This is a genomic window from Micrococcus sp. HMSC067E09 (assembly GCF_001812555.1).
In the GTDB taxonomy this organism is placed as follows: domain Bacteria; phylum Actinomycetota; class Actinomycetes; order Actinomycetales; family Micrococcaceae; genus Micrococcus; species Micrococcus lylae.
Window position 1 is genome coordinate 65432 of sequence record NZ_KV809438.1, and the last position, 19680, is coordinate 85111.

18 protein-coding genes are annotated in these 19680 nt (G+C 70.6%); 14 read left to right on the top strand and 4 right to left on the bottom strand.

From position 1 onward, the window contains the following. A partial coding sequence (locus HMPREF2863_RS05730; protein WP_371327622.1) for a hypothetical protein occupies window positions 1-611 on the top strand: 611 nt, incomplete at its 5' end. Between the two features lie 104 nt (window positions 612-715). Here HMPREF2863_RS05730 and HMPREF2863_RS05735 read toward each other — a convergent pair. Continuing rightward, window positions 716-2200: a catalase gene (locus tag HMPREF2863_RS05735; RefSeq protein ID WP_067188009.1), complete on the bottom strand. Its 1485-nt coding sequence runs from the start codon at window positions 2198-2200 to the stop codon at window positions 716-718. A 268-nt stretch (window positions 2201-2468) separates the two neighbouring features. Here HMPREF2863_RS05735 and glyA point away from each other — a divergent pair, with 268 nt between their 5' ends. The 4 genes from glyA (at window position 2469) to HMPREF2863_RS12465 (ending at window position 7767) form a co-directional block, all read left to right on the top strand. Beyond that, complete coding sequence (gene glyA, locus HMPREF2863_RS05740) at window positions 2469-3746, top strand: serine hydroxymethyltransferase (RefSeq protein ID WP_067188012.1); 1278 nt, start codon at window positions 2469-2471, stop codon at window positions 3744-3746. 8 nt (window positions 3747-3754) lie between these two features. Beyond that, on the top strand, window positions 3755-4660 hold the full coding sequence (locus HMPREF2863_RS05745; protein ID WP_067188289.1) for a bifunctional methylenetetrahydrofolate dehydrogenase/methenyltetrahydrofolate cyclohydrolase: 906 nt from the start codon (window positions 3755-3757) through the stop codon (window positions 4658-4660). Between the two features lie 132 nt (window positions 4661-4792). After that, the gene (locus HMPREF2863_RS05750; protein WP_067188292.1) at window positions 4793-5785 is read left to right on the top strand and encodes an ABC transporter ATP-binding protein; all 993 of its coding nucleotides are present in this window, start codon (window positions 4793-4795) and stop codon (window positions 5783-5785) included. 2 nt (window positions 5786-5787) lie between these two features. Then, window positions 5788-7767 carry an ABC transporter permease gene (locus HMPREF2863_RS12465; RefSeq protein WP_083315254.1) on the top strand — a complete coding sequence of 660 codons (1980 nt, stop codon included), beginning with the start codon at window positions 5788-5790 and terminating at the stop codon, window positions 7765-7767. Between the two features lie 24 nt (window positions 7768-7791). On the opposite strand, the gene HMPREF2863_RS05760 is transcribed toward HMPREF2863_RS12465, so the two are convergent. Next, entirely contained in the window at window positions 7792-9276 is a 1485-nt protein-coding gene (locus tag HMPREF2863_RS05760; RefSeq protein ID WP_070638726.1) for an MFS transporter, read from the bottom strand. A gap of 181 nt (window positions 9277-9457) precedes the next feature. Between HMPREF2863_RS05760 and HMPREF2863_RS05765 the strand changes: the two genes are divergently transcribed. The 9 genes from HMPREF2863_RS05765 to HMPREF2863_RS05805 all read left to right on the top strand — a co-directional run bounded on the left by HMPREF2863_RS05765 (window position 9458) and on the right by HMPREF2863_RS05805 (window position 17011). Then, the gene (locus tag HMPREF2863_RS05765) at window positions 9458-10039 is read left to right on the top strand and encodes a VanZ family protein (protein ID WP_070638728.1); all 582 of its coding nucleotides are present in this window, start codon (window positions 9458-9460) and stop codon (window positions 10037-10039) included. Window positions 10040-10228: 189 nt separating this feature from the next. Next, complete coding sequence (locus tag HMPREF2863_RS05770; protein WP_067188016.1) at window positions 10229-10765, top strand: hypothetical protein; 537 nt, start codon at window positions 10229-10231, stop codon at window positions 10763-10765. 1 nt (window position 10766) lies between these two features. Continuing rightward, a complete protein-coding gene (locus HMPREF2863_RS05775; protein WP_082739463.1) occupies window positions 10767-11693 on the top strand; it encodes an exodeoxyribonuclease III in 927 nt (308 codons plus the stop codon). 74 nt (window positions 11694-11767) lie between these two features. After that, a complete protein-coding gene (trpS, locus tag HMPREF2863_RS05780) occupies window positions 11768-12844 on the top strand; it encodes a tryptophan--tRNA ligase (protein WP_067188019.1) in 1077 nt (358 codons plus the stop codon). 173 nt (window positions 12845-13017) lie between these two features. Beyond that, window positions 13018-13863, top strand: a complete 846-nt coding sequence (locus HMPREF2863_RS05785; RefSeq protein WP_083315256.1) for an ABC transporter ATP-binding protein — start codon at window positions 13018-13020, stop codon at window positions 13861-13863. Further along, a complete protein-coding gene (locus HMPREF2863_RS05790) occupies window positions 13860-15143 on the top strand; it encodes an ABC transporter permease (RefSeq protein WP_067188023.1) in 1284 nt (427 codons plus the stop codon). Before HMPREF2863_RS05785 ends, HMPREF2863_RS05790 begins: the two co-directional genes overlap by 4 nt. Window positions 15144-15176: 33 nt before the next feature. Continuing rightward, entirely contained in the window at window positions 15177-15602 is a 426-nt protein-coding gene (locus tag HMPREF2863_RS05795; RefSeq protein ID WP_067188026.1) for a hypothetical protein, read from the top strand. 37 nt (window positions 15603-15639) lie between these two features. Continuing rightward, complete coding sequence (locus HMPREF2863_RS05800; RefSeq protein ID WP_083315257.1) at window positions 15640-16464, top strand: hypothetical protein; 825 nt, start codon at window positions 15640-15642, stop codon at window positions 16462-16464. Window positions 16465-16495: 31 nt separating this feature from the next. Then, a complete protein-coding gene (locus tag HMPREF2863_RS05805; RefSeq protein ID WP_083315258.1) occupies window positions 16496-17011 on the top strand; it encodes a hypothetical protein in 516 nt (171 codons plus the stop codon). A 71-nt stretch (window positions 17012-17082) separates the two neighbouring features. On the opposite strand, the gene HMPREF2863_RS05810 is transcribed toward HMPREF2863_RS05805, so the two are convergent. Next, complete coding sequence (locus HMPREF2863_RS05810; protein ID WP_067188035.1) at window positions 17083-17871, bottom strand: succinate dehydrogenase iron-sulfur subunit; 789 nt, start codon at window positions 17869-17871, stop codon at window positions 17083-17085. Beyond that, complete coding sequence (sdhA, locus tag HMPREF2863_RS05815) at window positions 17871-19658, bottom strand: succinate dehydrogenase flavoprotein subunit (RefSeq protein ID WP_070638732.1); 1788 nt, start codon at window positions 19656-19658, stop codon at window positions 17871-17873. The genes HMPREF2863_RS05810 and sdhA overlap by 1 nt, the downstream gene beginning before the upstream one ends. Window positions 19659-19680: the final 22 nt, after the last annotated feature.

Genomic DNA, 19680 nt, shown 5'->3' on the forward strand with positions numbered 1-19680 from the left:
ATGCCGGCCGAGCGGACGCCGCGCAGACCGTTTCCGGCCCTGCCGACGCCCCGCAGACCGACACCGCCGACTCCGGACGCGAGACGGCCGCCCAGATGGACGGCTACTCCGTGACCGGCGTGCCCGGCTACGCGGGACCGGTCTCCGAGCGCGCCCGGCGCGAGATCGCCGAGGACGAGGCCAAGGCATCCGCCGCCGGCGCCTCGGACGCCGGTGCAGGCACAGCCGACACCGACAAGGTCGGCGCCGACCAGGCTGATGCGGACAAGGCCGCCACCGGCAATGCCGCCACCGGCAATGCCGGCACCGACCGTCATGAGGTCCAGTCCGAGGAGGCCCTCGGCGAGCACCACACCCCGGCCGCCCAGGGCCCGGTGTCCGTGGGTGCCTCCGGCACCGCGGCCGGCACCTCCGCCGAGGCCACGGCCTCGAAGCGTCAGGAGGACGGCTCCCTGAAGGAGACCATCGTGGAGACCGCCAAGGGTGCCGCTTCCGTGGCCGCGAAGGGGGCCGCCAAGGGCGCCGAGGCCGGCGCCAAGGGTGCTGTGAAGGGCGCCGCCTTCCTCCGCGAGAAGCTGGCCCAGGCCCAGGAGCGCCGCTGGAAGAAGTGATCCGCTGACAGGCGCCGCGGACGCACGCGGCTCCGGACAGACGACGGCCCCCTCACTTGCGAAAAGTGAGGGGGCCGTCGTCTGCCCATGGACGTCCTGCCGGATCAGACGCCCGGGATCTCATCTCCGGCGGCGGCCTTCACGGCCTCCTCGATCTTGGCGCCGGTCTCGGCGTCCACGTTCTTCCAGTACTCGAGGGCCTTGGAGAGCACCGGCTCCTTCACGCCGTCGAGGGCGCCGGCCACGGTCTGCACGAACTCGGCGCGCTCGGCGTCGGAGAACACCTCGCGGACCAGGATGCCGGCCTGGCCGAAGTCGTCGTCGTCCTTGCGGAGCGTCTGGGACTCGCGGGTCATCTCGCCGTCGGCCTCCCAGCCGTTGTCGACGCGGCCCTCCTCGTCGGACCACGAGTGGTCGAAGGAGTTGGGGACGTACTGCGGGGCGTTGCCCTGGTGGTGGTACGTCATCTGGCCGTCGAACGTGTAGGAGTTGACCGGGCACTTGGGCTGGTTGACCGGCAGCTGCGCGAAGTTCGTGCCGATGCGGTAGCGCGCCGCGTCGTGGTACGCGAAGGAGCGGGCCAGCAGCATGCGGTCCGGGGACAGGCCGATGCCCGGCACGGTGTTGCCCGGGGAGAACGCGGCCTGCTCGATCTGCGCGAAGTGGTTCTCCGGGTTCCGGTTCAGGGTCATGGTGCCGACCTTGATGCGCGGGTAGTCCTTCTGGGACCACACCTTGGTCAGGTCGAACGGGTTGTACCGGTAGGTCTTCGCCTCCTCGTACGGCATCACCTGCACGTACAGGTCCCACTTCGGGAAGTTCCCCGCGGCGATGGACTCGAACAGGTCCTGGCGGTGGTAGTCGGCGTTCTCGCCGGCCATCTTCACGGCCTCGTCATTGGTGAAGTTGTGCACGCCCTGCTGGGAGATGAAGTGGTACTTCACCCAGAAGCGCTCGCCCTCGGCGTTGACCCACATGTAGGTGTGGGAGCCGTAGCCGTTCATCTCCGCCCAGGTGCGAGGCAGGCCGCGCGGGCCCATCAGATAGGTGACCTGGTGGGCGGTCTCCGGGTTGTTCGCCCAGAAGTCCCACTGCATGGTGCCGTCACGCAGGCCGGAGTCCGGCAGGCGCTTCTGCGAGCGGATGAAGTGGGTGAACTTCATGGGGTCGCGCATGAAGAACACCGGGGTGTTGTTGCCGACCAGGTCGTAGTTGCCCTCCTCCGAGTAGAAGCGGAGGGAGAAGCCGCGCACGTCGCGCCAGGTGTCCGGGGAGCCCAGCTCACCGGCCACGGTGGAGAAGCGGGCGAGCATCTCGGTCTTGGTCCCCGGCTGGAACACGAGGGCCTTGGTGTACTGCGAGACGTCCTCGGTGACCTCGAACTCGCCGAACGCGCCGGAGCCCTTCGCGTGGGGACGGCGCTCCGGGATGTTCATCCGGTTGAAGTGCTGGTGTGTCTCCACGAGGTGGGAGTCGTGCAGGACGACCGGGCCGTCCGGGCCCACCGTCAGCGACTGGCGGTCCGACACGGCCGGGGCGCCCGACTGCGTCGTCGATCCGGTGGCGTGGGGAGTCTTCTTCTCGATCATGCTCACTCCTTGCGGTTCCGTCCGGGCCGGGCCCGGGTTTCCGCCCTCTTCCGGAGGGCTCACTCCACTGTGTCACCTGGCGTCCGAAGCTGTAAGGGGCGGTGTGCTCCGGCGGTGACGCCCACAGCGAAAGTGGTGCGGGCCGTCGTCGCCGAAGCGGCCATGGACGCACACCGCTGCGAGCGGCGCCACACCCCTGGCTAGGATGGTCCACGGAGCAGTCCGACCAGCCGAGGGTCGGAGCAGCCGACCGCCGAAGGGAAAGCCCGTGACCCAGCCCGATGTGAACACCCTCCCGCTGTCCGAGGTCGATCCAGAGATCGCCGCCGTCCTGGCCGACGAGCTGGGCCGTCAGCGCGGCACGCTCGAGATGATCGCCTCCGAGAACTTCGTGCCTCGCGCGATCCTCGAGACCCAGGGCTCGGTGCTGACCAACAAGTACGCGGAGGGCTACCCCGGCCGCCGCTACTACGGCGGCTGCGAGTTCGTGGACGTCGCCGAGAACCTCGCCATCGAGCGCGCCAAGGCGCTCTTCGGCGCAGAGCACGCCAACGTGCAGCCGCACGCCGGCGCCCAGGCGAACGTGGCCGTGATGACCGCCCTGATGGACCACGGGGACACCATGATGGGCATGTCCCTGGCGCACGGCGGCCACCTCACCCACGGCATGAAGATCAACTTCTCCGGCAAGAACTACACCATCGCCGCCTACGAGGTGGACCCGGAGACCTACACCGTGGACATGGACAAGGTCCGTGAGCAGGCGCTCGCCTCGAAGCCGAAGGTCATCGTGGCCGGCTGGTCCGCCTACCCGCGCCAGCTGGACTTCGCCGCGTTCCGTGAGATCGCGGACGAGGTCGGCGCCAAGCTCTGGGTGGACATGGCCCACTTCGCCGGCCTCGTGGCCGCGGGCCTGCACCCGAACCCGGTGCCGCACGCGGACGTGGTCTCCTCCACCGTGCACAAGACCCTCGCCGGCCCGCGCTCCGGCTTCATCCTCTGCAAGGAGGACCTGAAGAAGAAGATCAACTCGGCCGTGTTCCCCGGCCAGCAGGGCGGCCCGCTCATGCATGCGATCGCCGGCAAGGCCGTGGCCTTCAAGATCGCGGCCTCCGAGGAGTTCAAGGCCAAGCAGGAGCGCACCCTGGCCGGCGCCCAGATCCTGGCAGAGCGCCTCTCCGCGAAGGACATGCAGGACCAGGGCGTCTCCGTCCTCACCGGCGGCACCGACGTCCACCTGGTGCTCGTGGACCTGCGCAACTCGCAGCTGGACGGCCAGCAGGGCGAGGACATCCTGCACGAGGTCGGCATCACCGTGAACCGCAACTCCGTCCCGTGGGACCCGCGCCCGCCGATGACCACCTCCGGCCTGCGCATCGGCACCCCGGCCCTGGCCTCCCGCGGCTTCGGCGAGGCCGAGTTCCGCGAGGTCTCCGACGTCATCGCCGAGGCCCTCAAGCCCGGCGCGGACCTGGAGGCGCTGCGCGGCCGCGTGGCCCAGCTCGCCGACGACTTCCCGCTGTACGACGGCCTCGAGAACTGGTGACCGCCCAGATGACAGCACAGAAGCTGGACGGCAAGGCCACCGCGGCGGCCATCAAGGACGAGCTGCGCGGACGCGTGGCGCAGCTGGCCGAGCACGGCTTCACCCCGGGCCTGGGCACCGTCCTGGTGGGCGAGGACCCCGGCTCGCAGAAGTACGTGGCGGGCAAGCACCGCGACTGCGCGGAGGTCGGCATCCACTCCATCCAGAAGGAACTGCCGGCCGACGCCACCGAGGAGCAGATCCTCGAGGCCGTGCGCGAGCTGAACGAGGACCCGGACTGCACCGGGTACATCGTGCAGCTGCCGCTGCCGAAGCACGTGGACACCCAGAAGGTGCTCGAGGCCATCGACCCGGCCAAGGACGCCGACGGCCTGCACCCGATGAACCTGGGCCGCCTGGTCGCCTCCGTGGGCGGCGACCTGGACTCCCCGCTGCCGTGCACTCCGGCCGGCTGCGTGGAGCTGCTCAAGCGCCATGGCGTGGAGCTGGCGGGCAAGCACGTGCTGGTGATCGGCCGCGGCGTGACCATCGGCCGGCCCGCCGGCCTGGTGCTCACCCGCCGCGAGGTCAACGCCACGGTGACCCTGGCGCACACCGGCACCACCAACCTGGACGAGCTGCTGGCCGAGGCCGACGTGGTCATCGCCGCCGCCGGCTCCGCCCACATGGTGAAGCCGGAGCAGGTCAAGGAGGGCGTGATCGTCCTGGACGTGGGCGTCTCCCGGACCACGGACGCCGAGGGCCGTTCCCGCATCTCCGGGGACGTGGACCCGGCCGTGGCCGAGAAGGCCTCCTGGATGGCGCCGAACCCTGGCGGCGTGGGCCCGATGACCCGCGTCATGCTGCTCGCCAACGTGGTGGAGGCCGCCGAGCGGGCCGCCGCCTCGGGCGACTGGGCGGGGGAGACCCGCTGAGCCCGCTGGGCTGACCCGGCCGCCGTCCCCTGTGCGCGTCAGCCGTCGGGGGCGGAGTCTCGTCCGCGTCATGGTGCCGTCCATGCGTAGGATGCTGGCGTGAGCCACACCACCTCCTCTGCGGGCACCCCCGTGCCCTCCGCCACCGAGACCGCCACCGAGACCGCCGCCGGCACCTCGGGTACGTCCGTCATCCGCGCCCGCGGCCTGCGCAAGCACTACGGCGACTTCCACGCGGTCCAGGGCATCGACCTGGACGTCACACCGGGGGAGTGCTTCGGCCTGCTCGGCCCGAACGGCGCCGGCAAGTCCACCACCATGCGCATGCTCGCCGGCGTCTCCCAGCGCACGGCCGGAGAGCTGTCCATCATGGGCATCGACCCGGAGGAGGACGGCCCCGCGGTCCGCGCGCACCTGGGCGTGGTCCCGCAGCAGGACAACCTGGACGAGGAGCTCACCGCCCGGGACAACCTGCTGATCTACGGACGCTACTTCGGCCTGCCCTACTCCTACCTCAAGCCCAAGTCCCTGGAGCTGCTGGAGTTCGCGCAGCTCACGGACAAGGCGGACACCAAGGCCGACGCCCTCTCCGGCGGCATGAAGCGCCGCCTGGTGATCGCCCGTGCCCTGGTGAACGAGCCGCAGCTGCTGCTGTTGGACGAGCCGACCACCGGCCTGGACCCGCAGGCCCGCCACATCCTCTGGGACCGCCTCTACCGGCTGAAGGAGCGGGGCACCACGCTGGTGCTCACCACGCACTACATGGACGAGGCCGAGCAGCTCTGCGACCGGCTCGTGGTGGTGGACGGCGGGCAGATCATGGCCGCCGGCACCCCGCAGGCGCTGATCCGCGAGCACGCCTCCCGCGAGGTCCTGGAGGTCCGCTTCGGCACGGACCGCAACGAGGCCGCCGCCGAGGTGCTGCGGGCCGAGACCCGCGTGCACCGCATCGAGGTCCTCCCGGACCGTGTGCTGCTCTACGGCGACCGCGCTGACGAGCTCCAGGACGCCGTCACCGCGCTCGCCGAGGCCGGCCGCGTGACCGCCCCGGTCACCGCGCTGACCCGCCGCGCCTCCCTGGAGGACGTGTTCCTCATCCTCACCGGCCGCACCCTGGTGGACTGAGCATGGCCGAGACCTTCCCGACGACGGCCGCCTCCTCCGGCGGCCGCCCCGCCTCCTCGTCCGCGCGCCAGGATGCCGCAGGCGCCGCGCAGGGCGGTGCACCCGGCACCTCCACGGCGTCCGGCCCGCTCCAGCCGCCTTTCGGTCCGGCCGAGTCCGCGCGCCGGGTCAGGCGCCGCGGGCTCTGGTACTTCGCCGAGCACCAGCTGCGCTCCATGCGCCGCTACGGCTCGGTGCTGGTGGTCAACGCCGTGGGCGAGCCGCTGGTCTACCTGCTGGCCATGGGCCTCGGCCTGGCCACGCTGATCAGCGGCGGGGCCTCTGCCGAGGTGCTGGGCGGCGCCACGTACCTGCAGTTCATCGCGCCGGCGCTGCTGGCGTCCTCGGCGCTGATGACCGCCTCCGTGGAGTTCTCCTACCCGGTGATGGACGGCTTCAAGTGGCACCGGATCTACTATGCCCCGCAGGCCACCCCCATCAGCCCGACGCAGATCGCCGCCGGCCATCTGACCGCCGTGTCGCTGCGGTTCCTGGCCCAGTCCGCGGTGTTCTACCTGATCATGACGGCCTTCGGCGCCACGGACTCCCCGTGGTCCTGGCTGCAGGTGTTCTCCGCGACGCTCGGCGGCCTGGCGATCGGCTCCTGGATTATGGCGTTCGCCGCGTCCATCCGGGACGAGAAGGGCCAGTTCGCGCTGCTCCAGCGGTTCGTGGTGATGCCGCTGTTCCTGTTCTCCGCCACGTTCTACCCGCTGACCCAGCTGCCGCTGTCCCTGCAGTGGATCGGTTGGATCTCCCCGCAGTGGCACGCCGCCCAGCTCGGCCGCGTGCTGTCCTACGGCATGGACAACCCGGCCTGGCTGACCGCGGTGCACGTGCTCTACCTGATGGGCCTGGCCGCCTCCGGCGCCCTGGTGGCCGTCGCGATCTACACCCGCCGGCTCGGCTGGCGGTCCGGCCGCCCGGACCCGGACGCGGTGGTGACGCGGACGAAGGGGCCCCGCGGTTCCGTCCTGTCTCGCCGCGCCGAGCGCGCCTCATCGGCCCCGGCCGCCTCCGCGTCCTCGGCGGCGGAGGCCGCCGGCGAGGCGACCACCGCCGGCGAGGCGGCAGGACCCGGGGGAGCGGCCGTCGTCGGGACGCCGGGCACCACCGCCGGTGCCGTCCCGCCGATGCCGGAGATCACCGTGCGCACCGGCGCCCTGTCCGGCATGTACTCCGGCAACATCCGCGCCGTGCTGGAACGGGCGTTCCTGTCCCTGAAGTCGAACAACTGGGCGGTCTTCGTCTCCGGCTTCGCGGAGCCGGTGCTGTACCTGCTGTCCCTGGGCATCGGGCTGGGCTCGCTGATCGGCGAGCTGCCCGGCCCGGACGGAGAGCCGATCCCGTACGGCATGTACATCGCGCCGGCGCTGCTGGCGGTATCCGCCATGAACGGCGCCGTGTACGACTCCACCTGGAACGTCTTCTTCAAGCTGCGCTACGCGAAGACCTACCAGACCATGCTCGCCACCCGCCTCGGCCCCCTGGACGTGGCCCTCGGCGAGATCCTGATGGCACTGTTCCGCGGCGCCGTGTACGCCGCGTCCTTCCTGATCGTCATGGCGCTGATGGGGCTGGTGACCAGCTGGACCGCGCTGCTCATGGTGCCCGGCGCGCTGCTGGTGGCGTTCGGGTTCGCGGCGGTCGGCATGGCGGTGACCAGCTACATGAAGACGTTCCAGCACATGGACTGGATCATGATCGTGATGCTGCCGATGCTCCTGTTCTCCGCCACGTTCTTCCCGCTGCAGGTGTACCCCACCGGCGTGCAGTGGTTCATCCAGGCGCTGCCGCTGTGGCACGCGGTGGAGATGATGCGGCACCTGGCCGTCGGCGTGGTCACCTGGGCCACCGCCGGGCACATCCTCTATTTCGTGGTGATGGCCGCCGTGGGCCTGGTGTTCGCCTCGCGTCGCCTGGCCAGGCTCTTCCTGCGCTGACCAGGCCCTTCCTGCGCTGAGCCGTCAGGCGGCGCCGCGCTCCCGCCGGCGCTGCACGCCTCGGCGCGCCAGGTCTGCCGCACCGACGGCCAGCACCACGCACCAGCAGGCCAGCACGGCCCACAGGGCGTCCACCGCGGCCGCGCCGGAGGCCTCGCGCGCGGAGGCGTCCCGCATCCCCGCGGCGGTCACGAAGTACACACCGGTCACCGCGGCGATGCCGGTGGAGGTGCCGATGCGCTGGATGGTCTGGGAGACGCCACCGGCGGCACCGGCCTCGCGGGGGGCCACGTCGTCCATCATGAGCACCTGGGTGCTGGTCATGATCAGCGCCTGGGACACGCCCTGGGGCAGCAGGATCAGTGCCACGGTCCAGAACGGCCAGGACCCGTCCGTCACGCGTGCGAACGCCAGGATCAGCAGCAGCGCGGAGACCACGGCCAGCACCCCGCCGGCGAACACGAACCATGGGCCGAACCGGTCCACCCGCGCACCGATCCACGCCGAGAGCGACACCACCATCAGTGCCGAGCCGAGGGTGGAGACGCCGGCCAGGAACGGACTCAGCCCCAGCCCGTCCTGGGCGAACATCGCCACCACGGCGAACGCGGCCGGCATGGCGGCCATGTACACGGTCACCTGCAGGGTGCCGAGGCTGAAGGACGGGCGGCGGAACAGGGCCGGATCCACCATCGGGTACACGCCGGTCTGCACGGCGGTCCGCCGCACCCGCACCTCCCACGCCCACCAGGCGATCACCAGCACGACGGCTACGGCCAGCAGCCACAGTGCGTCCGTGAGGATGAACGGGAGCATCAGGCAGACGGTGGCGGCGGCCAGCAGCGTCATGCCCACCGGATCCAGGTACTTCAGCCCCCTGGGCACCAGGTCTGCTGAGGTCTGCGTCGGCGGGTGCAGCCAGAGCAGGCCCATCACCAGGGCGGCCAGGCCCAGCGGCACGTTCATCAGGAACAGCCAGCGCCAGCCCCAGTCGTCCCCCGCCACGCCGAGCAGCGCGCCGCCGGCAGGCGGGCCCACCGCCACGCCCAGGCCGATCACGGTGCCGAAGAACCCGTAGGCCCGGCCGCGTGCACGCCCGGTGAAGGAGGACTGGATGACGCCGATGATCTGCGGGTTGAACAGGCCCGCCCCGCAGCCCATGAGCAGACGCGAGGCGTTGAGCATCAGCGCGTTCGCGGCCAACCCGGACAGCAGCGAGCCGATCACGTAGACGAGGATGCCGGCCAGGAACAGCGGCTTGCGGCCCCAGAGGTCGCCGGCACGGCCGGCGGCCACGAGCACCACGCCGTAGGTCAGGGTGTAGCCGGAGAGCACCCACTGCAGGTCCGTGGCGGTGGCGCCGAGGCCTCGCTCGATCGCCGGCACCGCCACGTTCACCACGGACACGCTCATCAAGGCCAGGAACAGCGGCATGAGCAGCACCAGCAGGATGCGGGTCTGCTCCGGGCTGAAGCGCGTGGAGGTCGCCTCCGGGGTCGTCTCGGTCATCGGGACAGGATAGGCCAGGGGCCTCGATGAACGGTTCCGATCGCTTCAGGAGCCTGACTTGACGAGAAAGAGTTGCAGCAGCAAGAAGCTCAAGCTAATGTTCCGGGCAGGGGTCAATTGTGGCCAGATGTTATTAAGTATCCATGAGGGTCTTTTAAAGAGAAAAGAATGGAGGGTGCCCATGAGCTCGTGGATCAGCACCTACGCAGGATTCCTGCCCCTGCTCGTCGGCCTCGGCGTGGCCGTTGCCGTCGTCCTGGCCGTCCTGAGGTGGCGGGGGCTGCCGCGCGGCTGGTCCCTGGACCGGGTGACGGCGCTCTGGCTGTTCGTGATGTGGCTCATGGGCGTCGCGGTGGTCACCCTCGTCGGCACCGTCGGCATGGGCGGTGGCTACGACAGGCCCCTGTCCGACCGCGTGGACCTGGTCCCACTGCGCTCCGTGTTCACCGCCGCGGACGGCGTGGCCGCCACCTCGTACCTCGAGCCCCTGTTCAACATCGCGATGTTCGCCGTCGGTGGGCTTGTGGCGGCGTGGGCCTTCCGCTGGTCCGTGGCCCGCACAGCGGTGGTCTTCCTCGCGCTCGGAGTGGGCATCGAGCTGCTGCAGACCGTGGTCCCGGGCGATCGGTCCATCACCGTCGACGACGTCCTCTGGGCCGTGCTCGGCGGTGCCCTGGGCGCTCTCGTCGCCACCGCGCTCCGAGGCCGGTCCCGTCCAGCCTCCGGCGCCGCGCGCCCGGCCGCGCGCCCGGCCGCGCGCTGAGCCGCGGCGTCCCGCGCCCCGGTTCTCCTCGCGCCCACCGCCCCACGGAAAGGCCAGCGGCACGACGACGGACGGTGCCGTCGTCGGGACGCCTCACCTCGGTCCGGGCCCGAGTGGCACCGGCACCGCCGGTGCGGGAGAATGGAGGCTGATCCCGCACGCGAGCCCTCGAGGAGAGGAAGCACACCCATGGCCAACGCCCTGCCCGGTGCCCCCGGCACGCCCCGCAACGCACGAGGAGGAGGGCTGCAGGTCGGCGGTCTGGGCTTCGCGGTGATGGTCACCGTGCTGCTGGTGGCGCTGCTGTTCGCGGCCAACCAGAACTCGGTCATCGGCTGGCTGCTCGTGGCGATCTCCGCCGGCTGGCTGATCTTCGCGATCGTCGTGTTCCTGCTGATGCGCAGGGGGATCCAGGGCGCCGCCCGCCGCGTGGACTCCATGGTCGCCAACACCGCCCGCCGCCAGGAGACCCCGGTGGCCGCCGGCGCGCAGACGTCCGCGGACCCGATGCGGGACACCAAGCTGGACCACTCCTTCAAGATCTGCCAGGTGCAGGTGAAGGTGGTGCGCGAGCAGCTCGCCTCCGGCGAGCTGGACCGGGACATGGTGGACAGGGCGCTGGAGACCATCGACATCACCGCCTCCAACGCGCGGGACATGATCAAGGGCGACCACGCCCGCAAGGGCGAGGACGAGGGCCCGGTGTCCGGAACGGTGGTGGGCTGACATGGCGCAGCTGCCGCAGAAGGACCCCGTCACCGGCAAATACCCCGAGCCCGCCGAGGGCGAGCCGATCATCCACGCCAACGCCGGCGCCCCCAAGGCCGAGGGCGCGGTGCGCATCGCCTCGGTCAACGTCAACGGCATCCGCGCCTCCCACCGCAAGGGCATGATCGGCTGGTTCGCCGGCCGCGGCGTGGACATCATGACCCTCCAGGAGGTCCGGGCCCCGCAGGAGATCACCGCCGCGCTGGTCCCGGAGATCGTGGACGGCGCCTGGGACGAGGTGCACCTGGTGGACGTGGAGGCCGCCGCCAAGGGCCGCGCCGGCGTGGCGATCGCCTCCCGGTTCCCCATCGAGGACGTCCGCCGCGGCCTGCGGGACGAGGACGGCCACGTCAACGACCGGGGCCGCTGGATCGAGGCCGACGTGCGCCTGCCGGACGGCTCCCTGCTCACCGTGGTGTCCGCCTACGTGCACACCGGCGGCGTCGGCACCCCCAAGCAGGAGGACAAGTACCGCTTCCTGGACGAGATGGTCCACCGCCTGCCCGAGCTCGCCGCCACCGGGAACGAGGTCCTGATCACCGGCGACCTCAACGTCGGCCACACCGAACGGGACATCAAGAACTGGAAGGGCAACCTGAAGAAGGCCGGCTTCCTGCCCGAGGAGCGCGCCTACTTCGACCGCTTCTTCGGCGAGCTCGGCTACGTGGACGTGGCCCGCACCCTCGCCGGGGACGTGGCCGGCCCCTACACCTGGTGGTCCATGCGCGGCAAGGCGTTCGACAACGACGCCGGCTGGCGCATCGACTACCACATGGCCACCCCGTCCCTCGCGGACCGCGCCACCGCCGCCGTGGTGGACCGCGCCCCGTCCTGGGGCACCCGCTTCTCCGACCACGCCCCGCTCGTGGCCGACTACCAGTACTGAGCGCCCCGCCCCGGGACGCCCGCAGCAGCCATGCGCGGCCGCCGCGCAGCAGACACGAAGAGACAAGAAGAGCAATGACGAAGAACACCGTGGCCGACGTCCTGGCCAAGGATCCGTCCACCACCGCCCACCTGGCCGGCGCCGGCACCGGCCACCGCGTGCTCTCCGGCATGCAGCCCTCGGCCGACTCCCTGCACCTGGGCAACTACCTGGGCGCACTGGTGAACTGGGTCCGCACCCAGGACGACTTCGACTCCTACTTCTTCATCCCGGACCTGCACGCCATCACCGTGCCGCAGGACCCGGCCTCCCTGGCCCAGCGCACCCGCGTGGCCGCCGCCCAGTACATCGCCGGCGGCATCGACCCGGAGCGCTCCACCCTGTTCGTCCAGTCCCAGGTGCCCGAGCACGCCCAGCTGGCCTGGGTGCTGACCTGCATGACCGGCATGGGCGAGGCGATGCGCATGACGCAGTTCAAGGACAAGGCCGCCAAGCAGGGCACGGACGCCGCCGGCGTGGGGCTGCTGGCCTACCCGATGCTCATGGCCGCCGACATCCTGCTCTACCAGCCGCACGGGGTGCCCGTGGGCGACGACCAGCGCCAGCACGTGGAGCTCACCCGCGACCTCGCCCAGCGGTTCAACCACCATTACGGGGAGACGTTCGTGCTGCCGACCGGCTTCTACCCGGAGGCCGGTGCCCGCATCTATGACCTGCAGGACCCGACCTCCAAGATGTCCAAGTCCGCCCAGTCCCCGAACGGCCTGATCAACATCCTCGACGAGCCGAAGGTGATCGCCAAGCGCATCAAGTCCGCCGTCACGGACACCGGCACCGAGGTCCGCTTCGACCGCGACCAGAAGCCGGGCGTGTCCAACCTGCTGACCATCCTGTCCGCGGTGACCCAGAAGCCGATCGCCGAGCTCGAGGCCGAGTTCGAGGGCAAGATGTACGGCCACCTGAAGGTCGCGGTCGCGGACGCCGTGGTGGAGGCCGTGACCCCCATCCGCGAACGGGCCCTCGGCCTGCTCGAGGACCCGGCCGAGCTGGACCGCCTGCTCGCCGCCGGAGCCCAGAAGGCCCGCGAGGTCGCCACCCCGGTGCTGGAGGACGTCTACCGGAAGGTCGGCTTCCTGCCGCCGGTCGGCTGAGTCCGACTGCACCGAAGATCGCAGACGCACGGCGGGGATCTCCTCCTGAGGGGGGAGGTCCCCGCCGTGCTCTCTGCAGGACACTGGTGGTGCCGGGGGATTCCCGACGACGGCCGCCCGCCTGCCGCGCTCGGCTCGCCCCGGTCCGCAGCAACCGACGACGAGAGGGACGCATGGCCACCGCAGCGCCGCCGACCGAGCCCACCCCACCCGAGGCCCCAGCCGGCCGACCAGACGCCGATCCGATCCTGGAGACCGAGAACCTCGTGAAGTCCTATGGCCAGGGCGAGGCCCGCTTCGACGCCCTGCGCGGACTCACCCTGCAGATCGGGCGCGGGGAGTCCGTGGCGATCGTGGGCAAGTCAGGCTCCGGCAAGTCCACGCTCATGCACCTGTTGGCCCTGCTGGACCGGCCCTCCCACGGCGTGGTCGCCATGGACGGACGGCCGGTGTCCGAGCTGAAGGCGAAGGCCGTGGCACAGCTGCGCAACGAGACCTTCGGGTTCGTGTTCCAGCAGTTCTTCCTCAACCCGGCCCAGACCGTGCTGGAGAACGTGGTGCTGCCGCTGAAGATCGCCGGTGTGCCGCGCAGCGAGCGGCGCCGCCGCGGCATGGAGGTGCTCGAGCGCCTGGAGTTGGCGGAGAAGGCGGACAACCGCGCCACCGACCTCTCCGGCGGCCAGAAACAGCGCGTGTGCATCGCCCGCGCGCTCGTGAACAACCCGACGGTGCTGTTCGCGGACGAGCCCACCGGCAACCTGGACACCGCCACCTCGGCGGTGGTGGAGGACATCCTCTTCGGCCTCAACCGGGACGAGGGCATCACCCTCGTGGTCGTCACCCACGATGAGGACCTCGCCGCCCGCTGCGGCCGGCGCGTCGAACTGCAGGACGGGCAGATCGTCTCCGATGCGCCCGTCGCCGCCCCGGCGGCGGGAGCCGCCCCCGGCGGGCACATGGCGACGGCGGACGGAACGGCGAGCCGCGCGGCCGTCGTCGGGAAGGAGGAGGACCGATGAAGACCGCAGACCTGTTCGGCACCGCCCTGACCAACACCCTGCGCTCCAAGCTGCGCACCATCCTGACGGTCATCGCGATCGTGATCGGCGCGTTCGCCCTCACCCTCACCTCCGGCCTCGGCGCCGGCGTCAACCGCTACGTGGACACCATGGTGGAGGGCTTCGGCGCCCCCGACGAGCTCTACGTCTCCAAGCAGGCGGACATGGTCACCGGCATGCCCACCAACAGCGCCCCCGCCGAGTACGACGCCGAGGAGGCTGGGGCCGGCGAGATGTTCGGCATGCCCCTGCTGACGCAGAAGGACGTCGACACCATCGAGGGGATCGAGCACATCAGCGAGGTGGAGACCACCCGCCTGGTGGAGCCGGACTACGTCCAGACGGCCGACGGCAAGAAGTGGCAGGTGGCCTTCATGGGCTCCTCCTTCGAGACCGAGACCGCCTCCACGGCCGCCGGGCGCATGCCCGCCGAGGACGCGGACGAGGTCACCGTCCCGCTCGCCTGGGTGGAGACCCTCGGCGGCAGGGACCCCGAGGACGTGCTGGGGGAGACGGTGACGCTCGTGGCCTCCGACCCGCTCGGCGAGGAGGGCTCCGTGGAGGCCGAGGTGGTGGGGGTGACCGAGACCCTCGCCTCCGGCTCCGGAGCCGGCCCCGTGCCGTCGGTGAAGGTGGAGGAAGCGCTGCACGAGATCCAGACCGAGGGGCTGCCCGAGGAGCAGCGGGACACCTGGTTCAACGCCACCGTGACCGTGCAGGACATGGAGGCCAACGAGGCGGCCGTGAAGCAGGCCCTGGCGGACGAGGGCTACACCGCGCAGACGCTGGAGGACCAGCTGGGCATGATCCGCGGCGTGATCGACGCGGTGACCTGGGTGTTCAACGGCTTCGGCCTGATCGCCCTGCTGGCGGCGTCCTTCGGCATCATCAACACCCTGCTGATGTCCGTGCAGGAGCGCACCCGGGAGATCGGCCTGATGAAGTCGCTCGGCATGACCAGCGGCAGGGTCTTCGGGCTGTTCTCCATGGAGGCCGTGGTGATCGGCCTGATGGGCTCGCTGATCGGCGTCGGAGGGGGGCTGGCCGTGGGACTCGTGGGCAACCGTCTGCTCGTGGACGGTCCGCTCAAGGACGTCACCGGGCTGCAGCTGTTCGCCGTGGAGCCGCTGTCCGTGCTCGGCATCGTGGCGCTGATCGTAGGCATCGCCTTCGTGGCCGGCGCCCTGCCCGCGGTGCGGGCGGCGCGCAAGGACCCGATCACCTCGCTGCGTTACGAGTGACCGGCCCTCGGTCCGCCTGCCATCCTTGGAGGCATGGACATGCACACACGCCGAGACCCCGACGATCCGCGCTGGCTCCTGGACGACCGCCCGCCCCGCTGGGGGAACGTCGTCCGGCTGATGCCCGTGGTGGTGCTGACCGTGGTGGTCTACGCCTTCGCCGTGGGACCGATGCCCAGCGCCCTCACCACGGGCGCCGGGGCCCTGATCATCGGCGCCGGCGTGCTCGCCGGACTGATGAAGGTCTCGGACGGTGCCCGTTGGGCAGGCCTGGTCTTCACCGTCCTGGTCATGCTCGGGACCCTGCTGTCCCTCGTCTTCCGCACGGCGGCCACCGGCAGCATCACGCTCTTCTCCGTGGTGACCGCCGTGCTGGTGCTCGCCGCCGGCGCCTTCTGGATCACCCAGGCCTTCCACGCCCAGGTCACCGCCTGGTTCAATGCCCGCCGCGACGGCTGAGAAGCACAGACCGCCCGAGAGAACCGAGAGGAATCACATGCCCGAGCAGAACGACCGCCCGTCCTACGGGCAGGACCCGGAGGGAAGGGGGCCCTACGGCGTGCCCCCGCAGGGCCAGGACCGGCAGTCACGCCCGGACTACGGGCCGACCGGCCAGGGCGCCTACGGCATGGGCCCGGGCCGCCCGCAGAACGCTCACGGCCGGCCGCCGCAGGGCGGGTACGGCCAGCCGCCGCACGGCGGGTACGGCCAGCCTCCGCACGGCGGGTACGGCCAGCCGCCGCAGGGCTGGCCGCAGCAGCCGCCGCCCGGCGACCGCTACGGCACCACGCCGTACGAGGCCTACGGGATGCAACGGCTCGAGGAGCCGCCGAAGTACCGCGCCCTGCTGACCGCCACGCTGGTCTCGCTGGCCGTCTACGTGGTGTCCGCCGTCCCGGGCTTCCTGATGCTCGGGGACGCCGCCGGCTTCCGCTCCATGATCGACGAGTCCATCGCCGAGCAGGGCCGGCAGCTGAGTGCGGACCAGCTGGAGTCGATCGACCAGGTGTTGGGCATCGTGACCGGCATGGGCATGGCGTTCATGGCCTTCTGGATGCTCGTGGTCGTCGGCCTCTACCTGCTCGTGTACGTCGGCCTTCGCGGTCGGAGGAACTGGGCCCGCGTCACCGGCATCGTCTTCGCGATCCTCGCCCTGGTCTTCACGCTCCCGAGTCTGTTCGCCCTGCCCTTCATGGGCGGTGCCGGCATGTTCTCGGCCGTCGTCAGCCTGGTCTCCGTGGCCGTGGACATCTGGTGGCTGGTGCTCGCCTTCAACGGCCAAATCTCCCGCTACCTGGAGCAGCGCGCGCTCATGTCCTGAGCCGTCCGCTTCCCCTGGCACCATGGAGTCCATGGACTCCTCCCTCACCGCGCACGACGCCGCAGCCCGCCATCCCTTCGTGGAGCAGGGGCTGCGGCGTCTGTCATCGGCCACCGTGGCCGCCGGGCTCGTGTCCGCCGCGGCCTCGGTGGGCACCGTCCTGCTGAACCGGGACCCCGGCTACGTGCGCGCCCTGCTGACTTCCCGAAACTGGGGGACCGCCGAGCCCACCGCCGCGGACGTGGCGGCGGCACAGAGCACCGTGCTGGACGCCGTGCTCGTGGGCGCCGTCCTGCTGGCGCTCACCGCGCTGCTCGTGTGGCTGGTGCGTCGCCCCTGGCGTCCTGTGCGCTGGGTCGGCAGCGTCCTGACCGTGCTGGGCGCTTTCACGGCCGCGTTCTGGGCCGTGGACGGCGGCACGATGGTCCTCACCGCCGGCGCGGCCGGAGCGGTCGTCCTGGTGCTTGTCGGAGCCATGCTCGTGACCTGCGCCCTGTGGCTGCTCGTGGCGCACTCGCAGACGGTGCGCGAGGCTCTCAACGGCTGACCTGACCCGGAAACGCCGAAGGGCCCGCCGCCCCGGAACGGGACGGCGGGCCCTTCGTGTGATCGTCAGGATCAGAAGGAGCGGGCCAGGATGGCCTGCTTGACCTCGGCGATCGCCTTGGTCACCTGGATGCCGCGCGGGCACGCCTCCGAGCAGTTGAAGGTGGTGCGGCAGCGCCACACGCCCTCCTTGTCGTTGAGGATCTCCAGGCGCATGTCACCGGCCTCATCACGGGAGTCGAAGATGAAGCGGTGCGCGTTGACGATCGCGGCCGGACCGAAGTACTGGCCGTCGGTCCAGAACACCGGGCAGGACGAGGTGCACGCGGCGCAGAGGATGCACTTCGTGGTGTCGTCGTAGATCTCCCGGTCCTTCTGGGACTGGTAGCGCTCACGGGTCGGCTCGTGGCCCGAGGTGACCAGGAAGGGCATGATCTCGCGGTAGGACTGGAAGAACGGCTCCATGTCCACGATCAGGTCCTTCTCCACCGGCAGGCCCTTGATGGCCTCGACCGTGATGGGCTTGGACAGGTCCAGGTCCTTCAGCAGGGTCTTGCAGGCCAGGCGGTTGCGGCCGTTGATGCGCATGGCATCGGAGCCGCAGATGCCGTGGGCGCAGGAACGGCGGAAGGTCAGGGAGCCGTCGTGCTCCCACTTGACCTTGTGCAGCGCGTCCAGGACGCGGTCGGTGCCGTACATGGTGAGCTTCCACTCGTCCCAGTACGACTCCTCGGAGGTCTCCGGCACGTAGCGGCGGACCTTGAGGATGATGTCGAAGCTCTCGACGGCGCCGGCGCCGTCGCCCGACTGGTTCAGCTCGACCTTGGAGGCCGGCTCGGCGGTCTCGTTCACGGTGCTCATCAGTACTTACGCTCCATCGGCTGGTAACGGGTGACGACGACGGGCTTGGTCTCGAACCGGATGCCCTTCACGCCCTCCATCTCGGCGGTCTCGTCGCGGTAGATCATGGTGTGCGCCATGAAGTTGGCGTCGTCGCGGTCCGGGTAGTCCTCGCGGTAGTGGCCGCCGCGGGACTCCTTGCGGCCCAGGGCCGCCAGGGTCATGGCCTCGGCGATGTCCAGCAGGTAGCCCAGCTCCATGCCCTCGAGCAGGTCGAGGTTGAAGCGCTTGCCCTTGTCCTGCACGGAGATGTTGAGGTAGCGCTCGCGCAGGTCCTCGATCTCGGCCAGGGCGCGGCGGATGGACTCCTCGGTGCGGAACACCTGCATGTCGGCGTCCATGACCTCCTGGAGGCGCGAGCGCAGCGCGGCCACCTTCTCGGTGCCGGTCGCGGAGCGCAGGTTCTCGATCTGCTCCACCACACGGGCCTCGCCGTTCTCCGGCAGCTCGACGAACTCGGCGTCGTGCGCGTACTCGGCGGCGAAGATGCCGGCGCGACGGCCGAACACGTTGATGTCGAGCAGGGAGTTGGTGCCGAGGCGGTTCGAGCCGTGCACGGACACACAGGCGACCTCGCCGGCGGCGAAGAGGCCCGGGACGATCGTGTCGTTGTCCTGGAGGACCTCGCCCTTGACGGTGGTGGGGATGCCGCCCATGAAGTAGTGGCAGGTCGGGAAGACCGGCACCGGCTCCGTGTACGGCTCCACGCCCAGGTAGGTGCGGGCGAACTCGGTGATGTCCGGGAGCTTGGCGTCGATGTGCGCCGGCTCCAGGTGGGTCAGGTCGAGCAGCACGTAGTCCTTGTTCGGACCGCAGCCGCGGCCCTGGCGGACCTCCTCGGCCATGGAGCGGGCCACGATGTCGCGCGGCGCCAGGTCCTTGATGGTCGGGGCGTAGCGCTCCATGAAGCGCTCGCCGTCCGCGTTGCGGAGGATGCCGCCCTCGCCGCGGGCCGCCTCGGACAGGAGGATGCCCAGGCCGGCCAGGCCGGTCGGGTGGAACTGCACGAACTCCATGTCCTCGAGCGGCAGGCCCGCACGGTAGGCGATGGCCATGCCGTCGCCGGTGAGGGTGTGGGCGTTCGAGGTGGTCTTGAAGACCTTGCCGGCGCCGCCGGTGGCGAACACGACCGACTTGGCCTGGAAGACGTGGATCTCGCCGGTGGCGAGCTCGTAGGACACGACGCCGGCCACGCGCTTCTGGGTGTAGGAGGAGCCGTCCTCGCGGGTCGCCTCCTCGTCCACCAGGAGCAGGTCCAGCGCGTAGAACTCGTTGTAGAACTCCACGTTGTGCTTGACGCAGTTCTGGTAGAGCGTCTGGAGGATCATGTGGCCGGTGCGGTCCGCGGCGTAGCAGGCGCGGCGGACCGGGGCCTTGCCGTGGTCGCGGGTGTGGCCGCCGAAGCGGCGCTGGTCGATCTTGCCCTCCGGGGTGCGGTTGAAGGGCAGACCCATCTTCTCGAGGTCGAGGACCGCGTCGATGGCCTCCTTCGCCATCACCTCGGCGGCGTCCTGGTCGACCAGGTAGTCACCGCCCTTGATGGTGTCGAAGGTGTGCCACTCCCAGTTGTCCTCCTCGACGTTCGCCAGCGCGGCGCACATGCCGCCCTGGGCCGCACCGGTGTGCGAGCGCGTCGGGTAGATCTTGGTGAGCACGGCGGTGCGGGCACGCTGGCCCGACTCGATGGCGGCACGCATGCCTGCGCCACCGGCGCCGACGATCACCACGTCGTACTTGTGTACCTGCATTCTCAGGTTCTCTCTTCCGTTT

Coding starts and splice junctions, on each gene's coding strand:
- HMPREF2863_RS05745 (WP_067188289.1), top strand. CDS start 3,755: ATGACAGCACAGAAGCTGGACGGCAAGGCCACCGCGGCGGCCATCAAG.
- HMPREF2863_RS05795 (WP_067188026.1), top strand. CDS start 15,177: ATGGACATGCACACACGCCGAGACCCCGACGATCCGCGCTGGCTCCTG.
- HMPREF2863_RS05760 (WP_070638726.1), bottom strand. CDS start 9,276: ATGACCGAGACGACCCCGGAGGCGACCTCCACGCGCTTCAGCCCGGAG.
- HMPREF2863_RS12465 (WP_083315254.1), top strand. CDS start 5,788: ATGGCCGAGACCTTCCCGACGACGGCCGCCTCCTCCGGCGGCCGCCCC.
- HMPREF2863_RS05775 (WP_082739463.1), top strand. CDS start 10,767: ATGGCGCAGCTGCCGCAGAAGGACCCCGTCACCGGCAAATACCCCGAG.
- HMPREF2863_RS05735 (WP_067188009.1), bottom strand. CDS start 2,200: ATGATCGAGAAGAAGACTCCCCACGCCACCGGATCGACGACGCAGTCG.
- sdhA (WP_070638732.1), bottom strand. CDS start 19,658: ATGCAGGTACACAAGTACGACGTGGTGATCGTCGGCGCCGGTGGCGCA.
- HMPREF2863_RS05770 (WP_067188016.1), top strand. CDS start 10,229: ATGGCCAACGCCCTGCCCGGTGCCCCCGGCACGCCCCGCAACGCACGA.
- HMPREF2863_RS05785 (WP_083315256.1), top strand. CDS start 13,018: ATGGCCACCGCAGCGCCGCCGACCGAGCCCACCCCACCCGAGGCCCCA.
- HMPREF2863_RS05790 (WP_067188023.1), top strand. CDS start 13,860: ATGAAGACCGCAGACCTGTTCGGCACCGCCCTGACCAACACCCTGCGC.
- HMPREF2863_RS05800 (WP_083315257.1), top strand. CDS start 15,640: ATGCCCGAGCAGAACGACCGCCCGTCCTACGGGCAGGACCCGGAGGGA.
- HMPREF2863_RS05805 (WP_083315258.1), top strand. CDS start 16,496: ATGGACTCCTCCCTCACCGCGCACGACGCCGCAGCCCGCCATCCCTTC.
- HMPREF2863_RS05765 (WP_070638728.1), top strand. CDS start 9,458: ATGAGCTCGTGGATCAGCACCTACGCAGGATTCCTGCCCCTGCTCGTC.
- HMPREF2863_RS05810 (WP_067188035.1), bottom strand. CDS start 17,871: ATGAGCACCGTGAACGAGACCGCCGAGCCGGCCTCCAAGGTCGAGCTG.
- trpS (WP_067188019.1), top strand. CDS start 11,768: ATGACGAAGAACACCGTGGCCGACGTCCTGGCCAAGGATCCGTCCACC.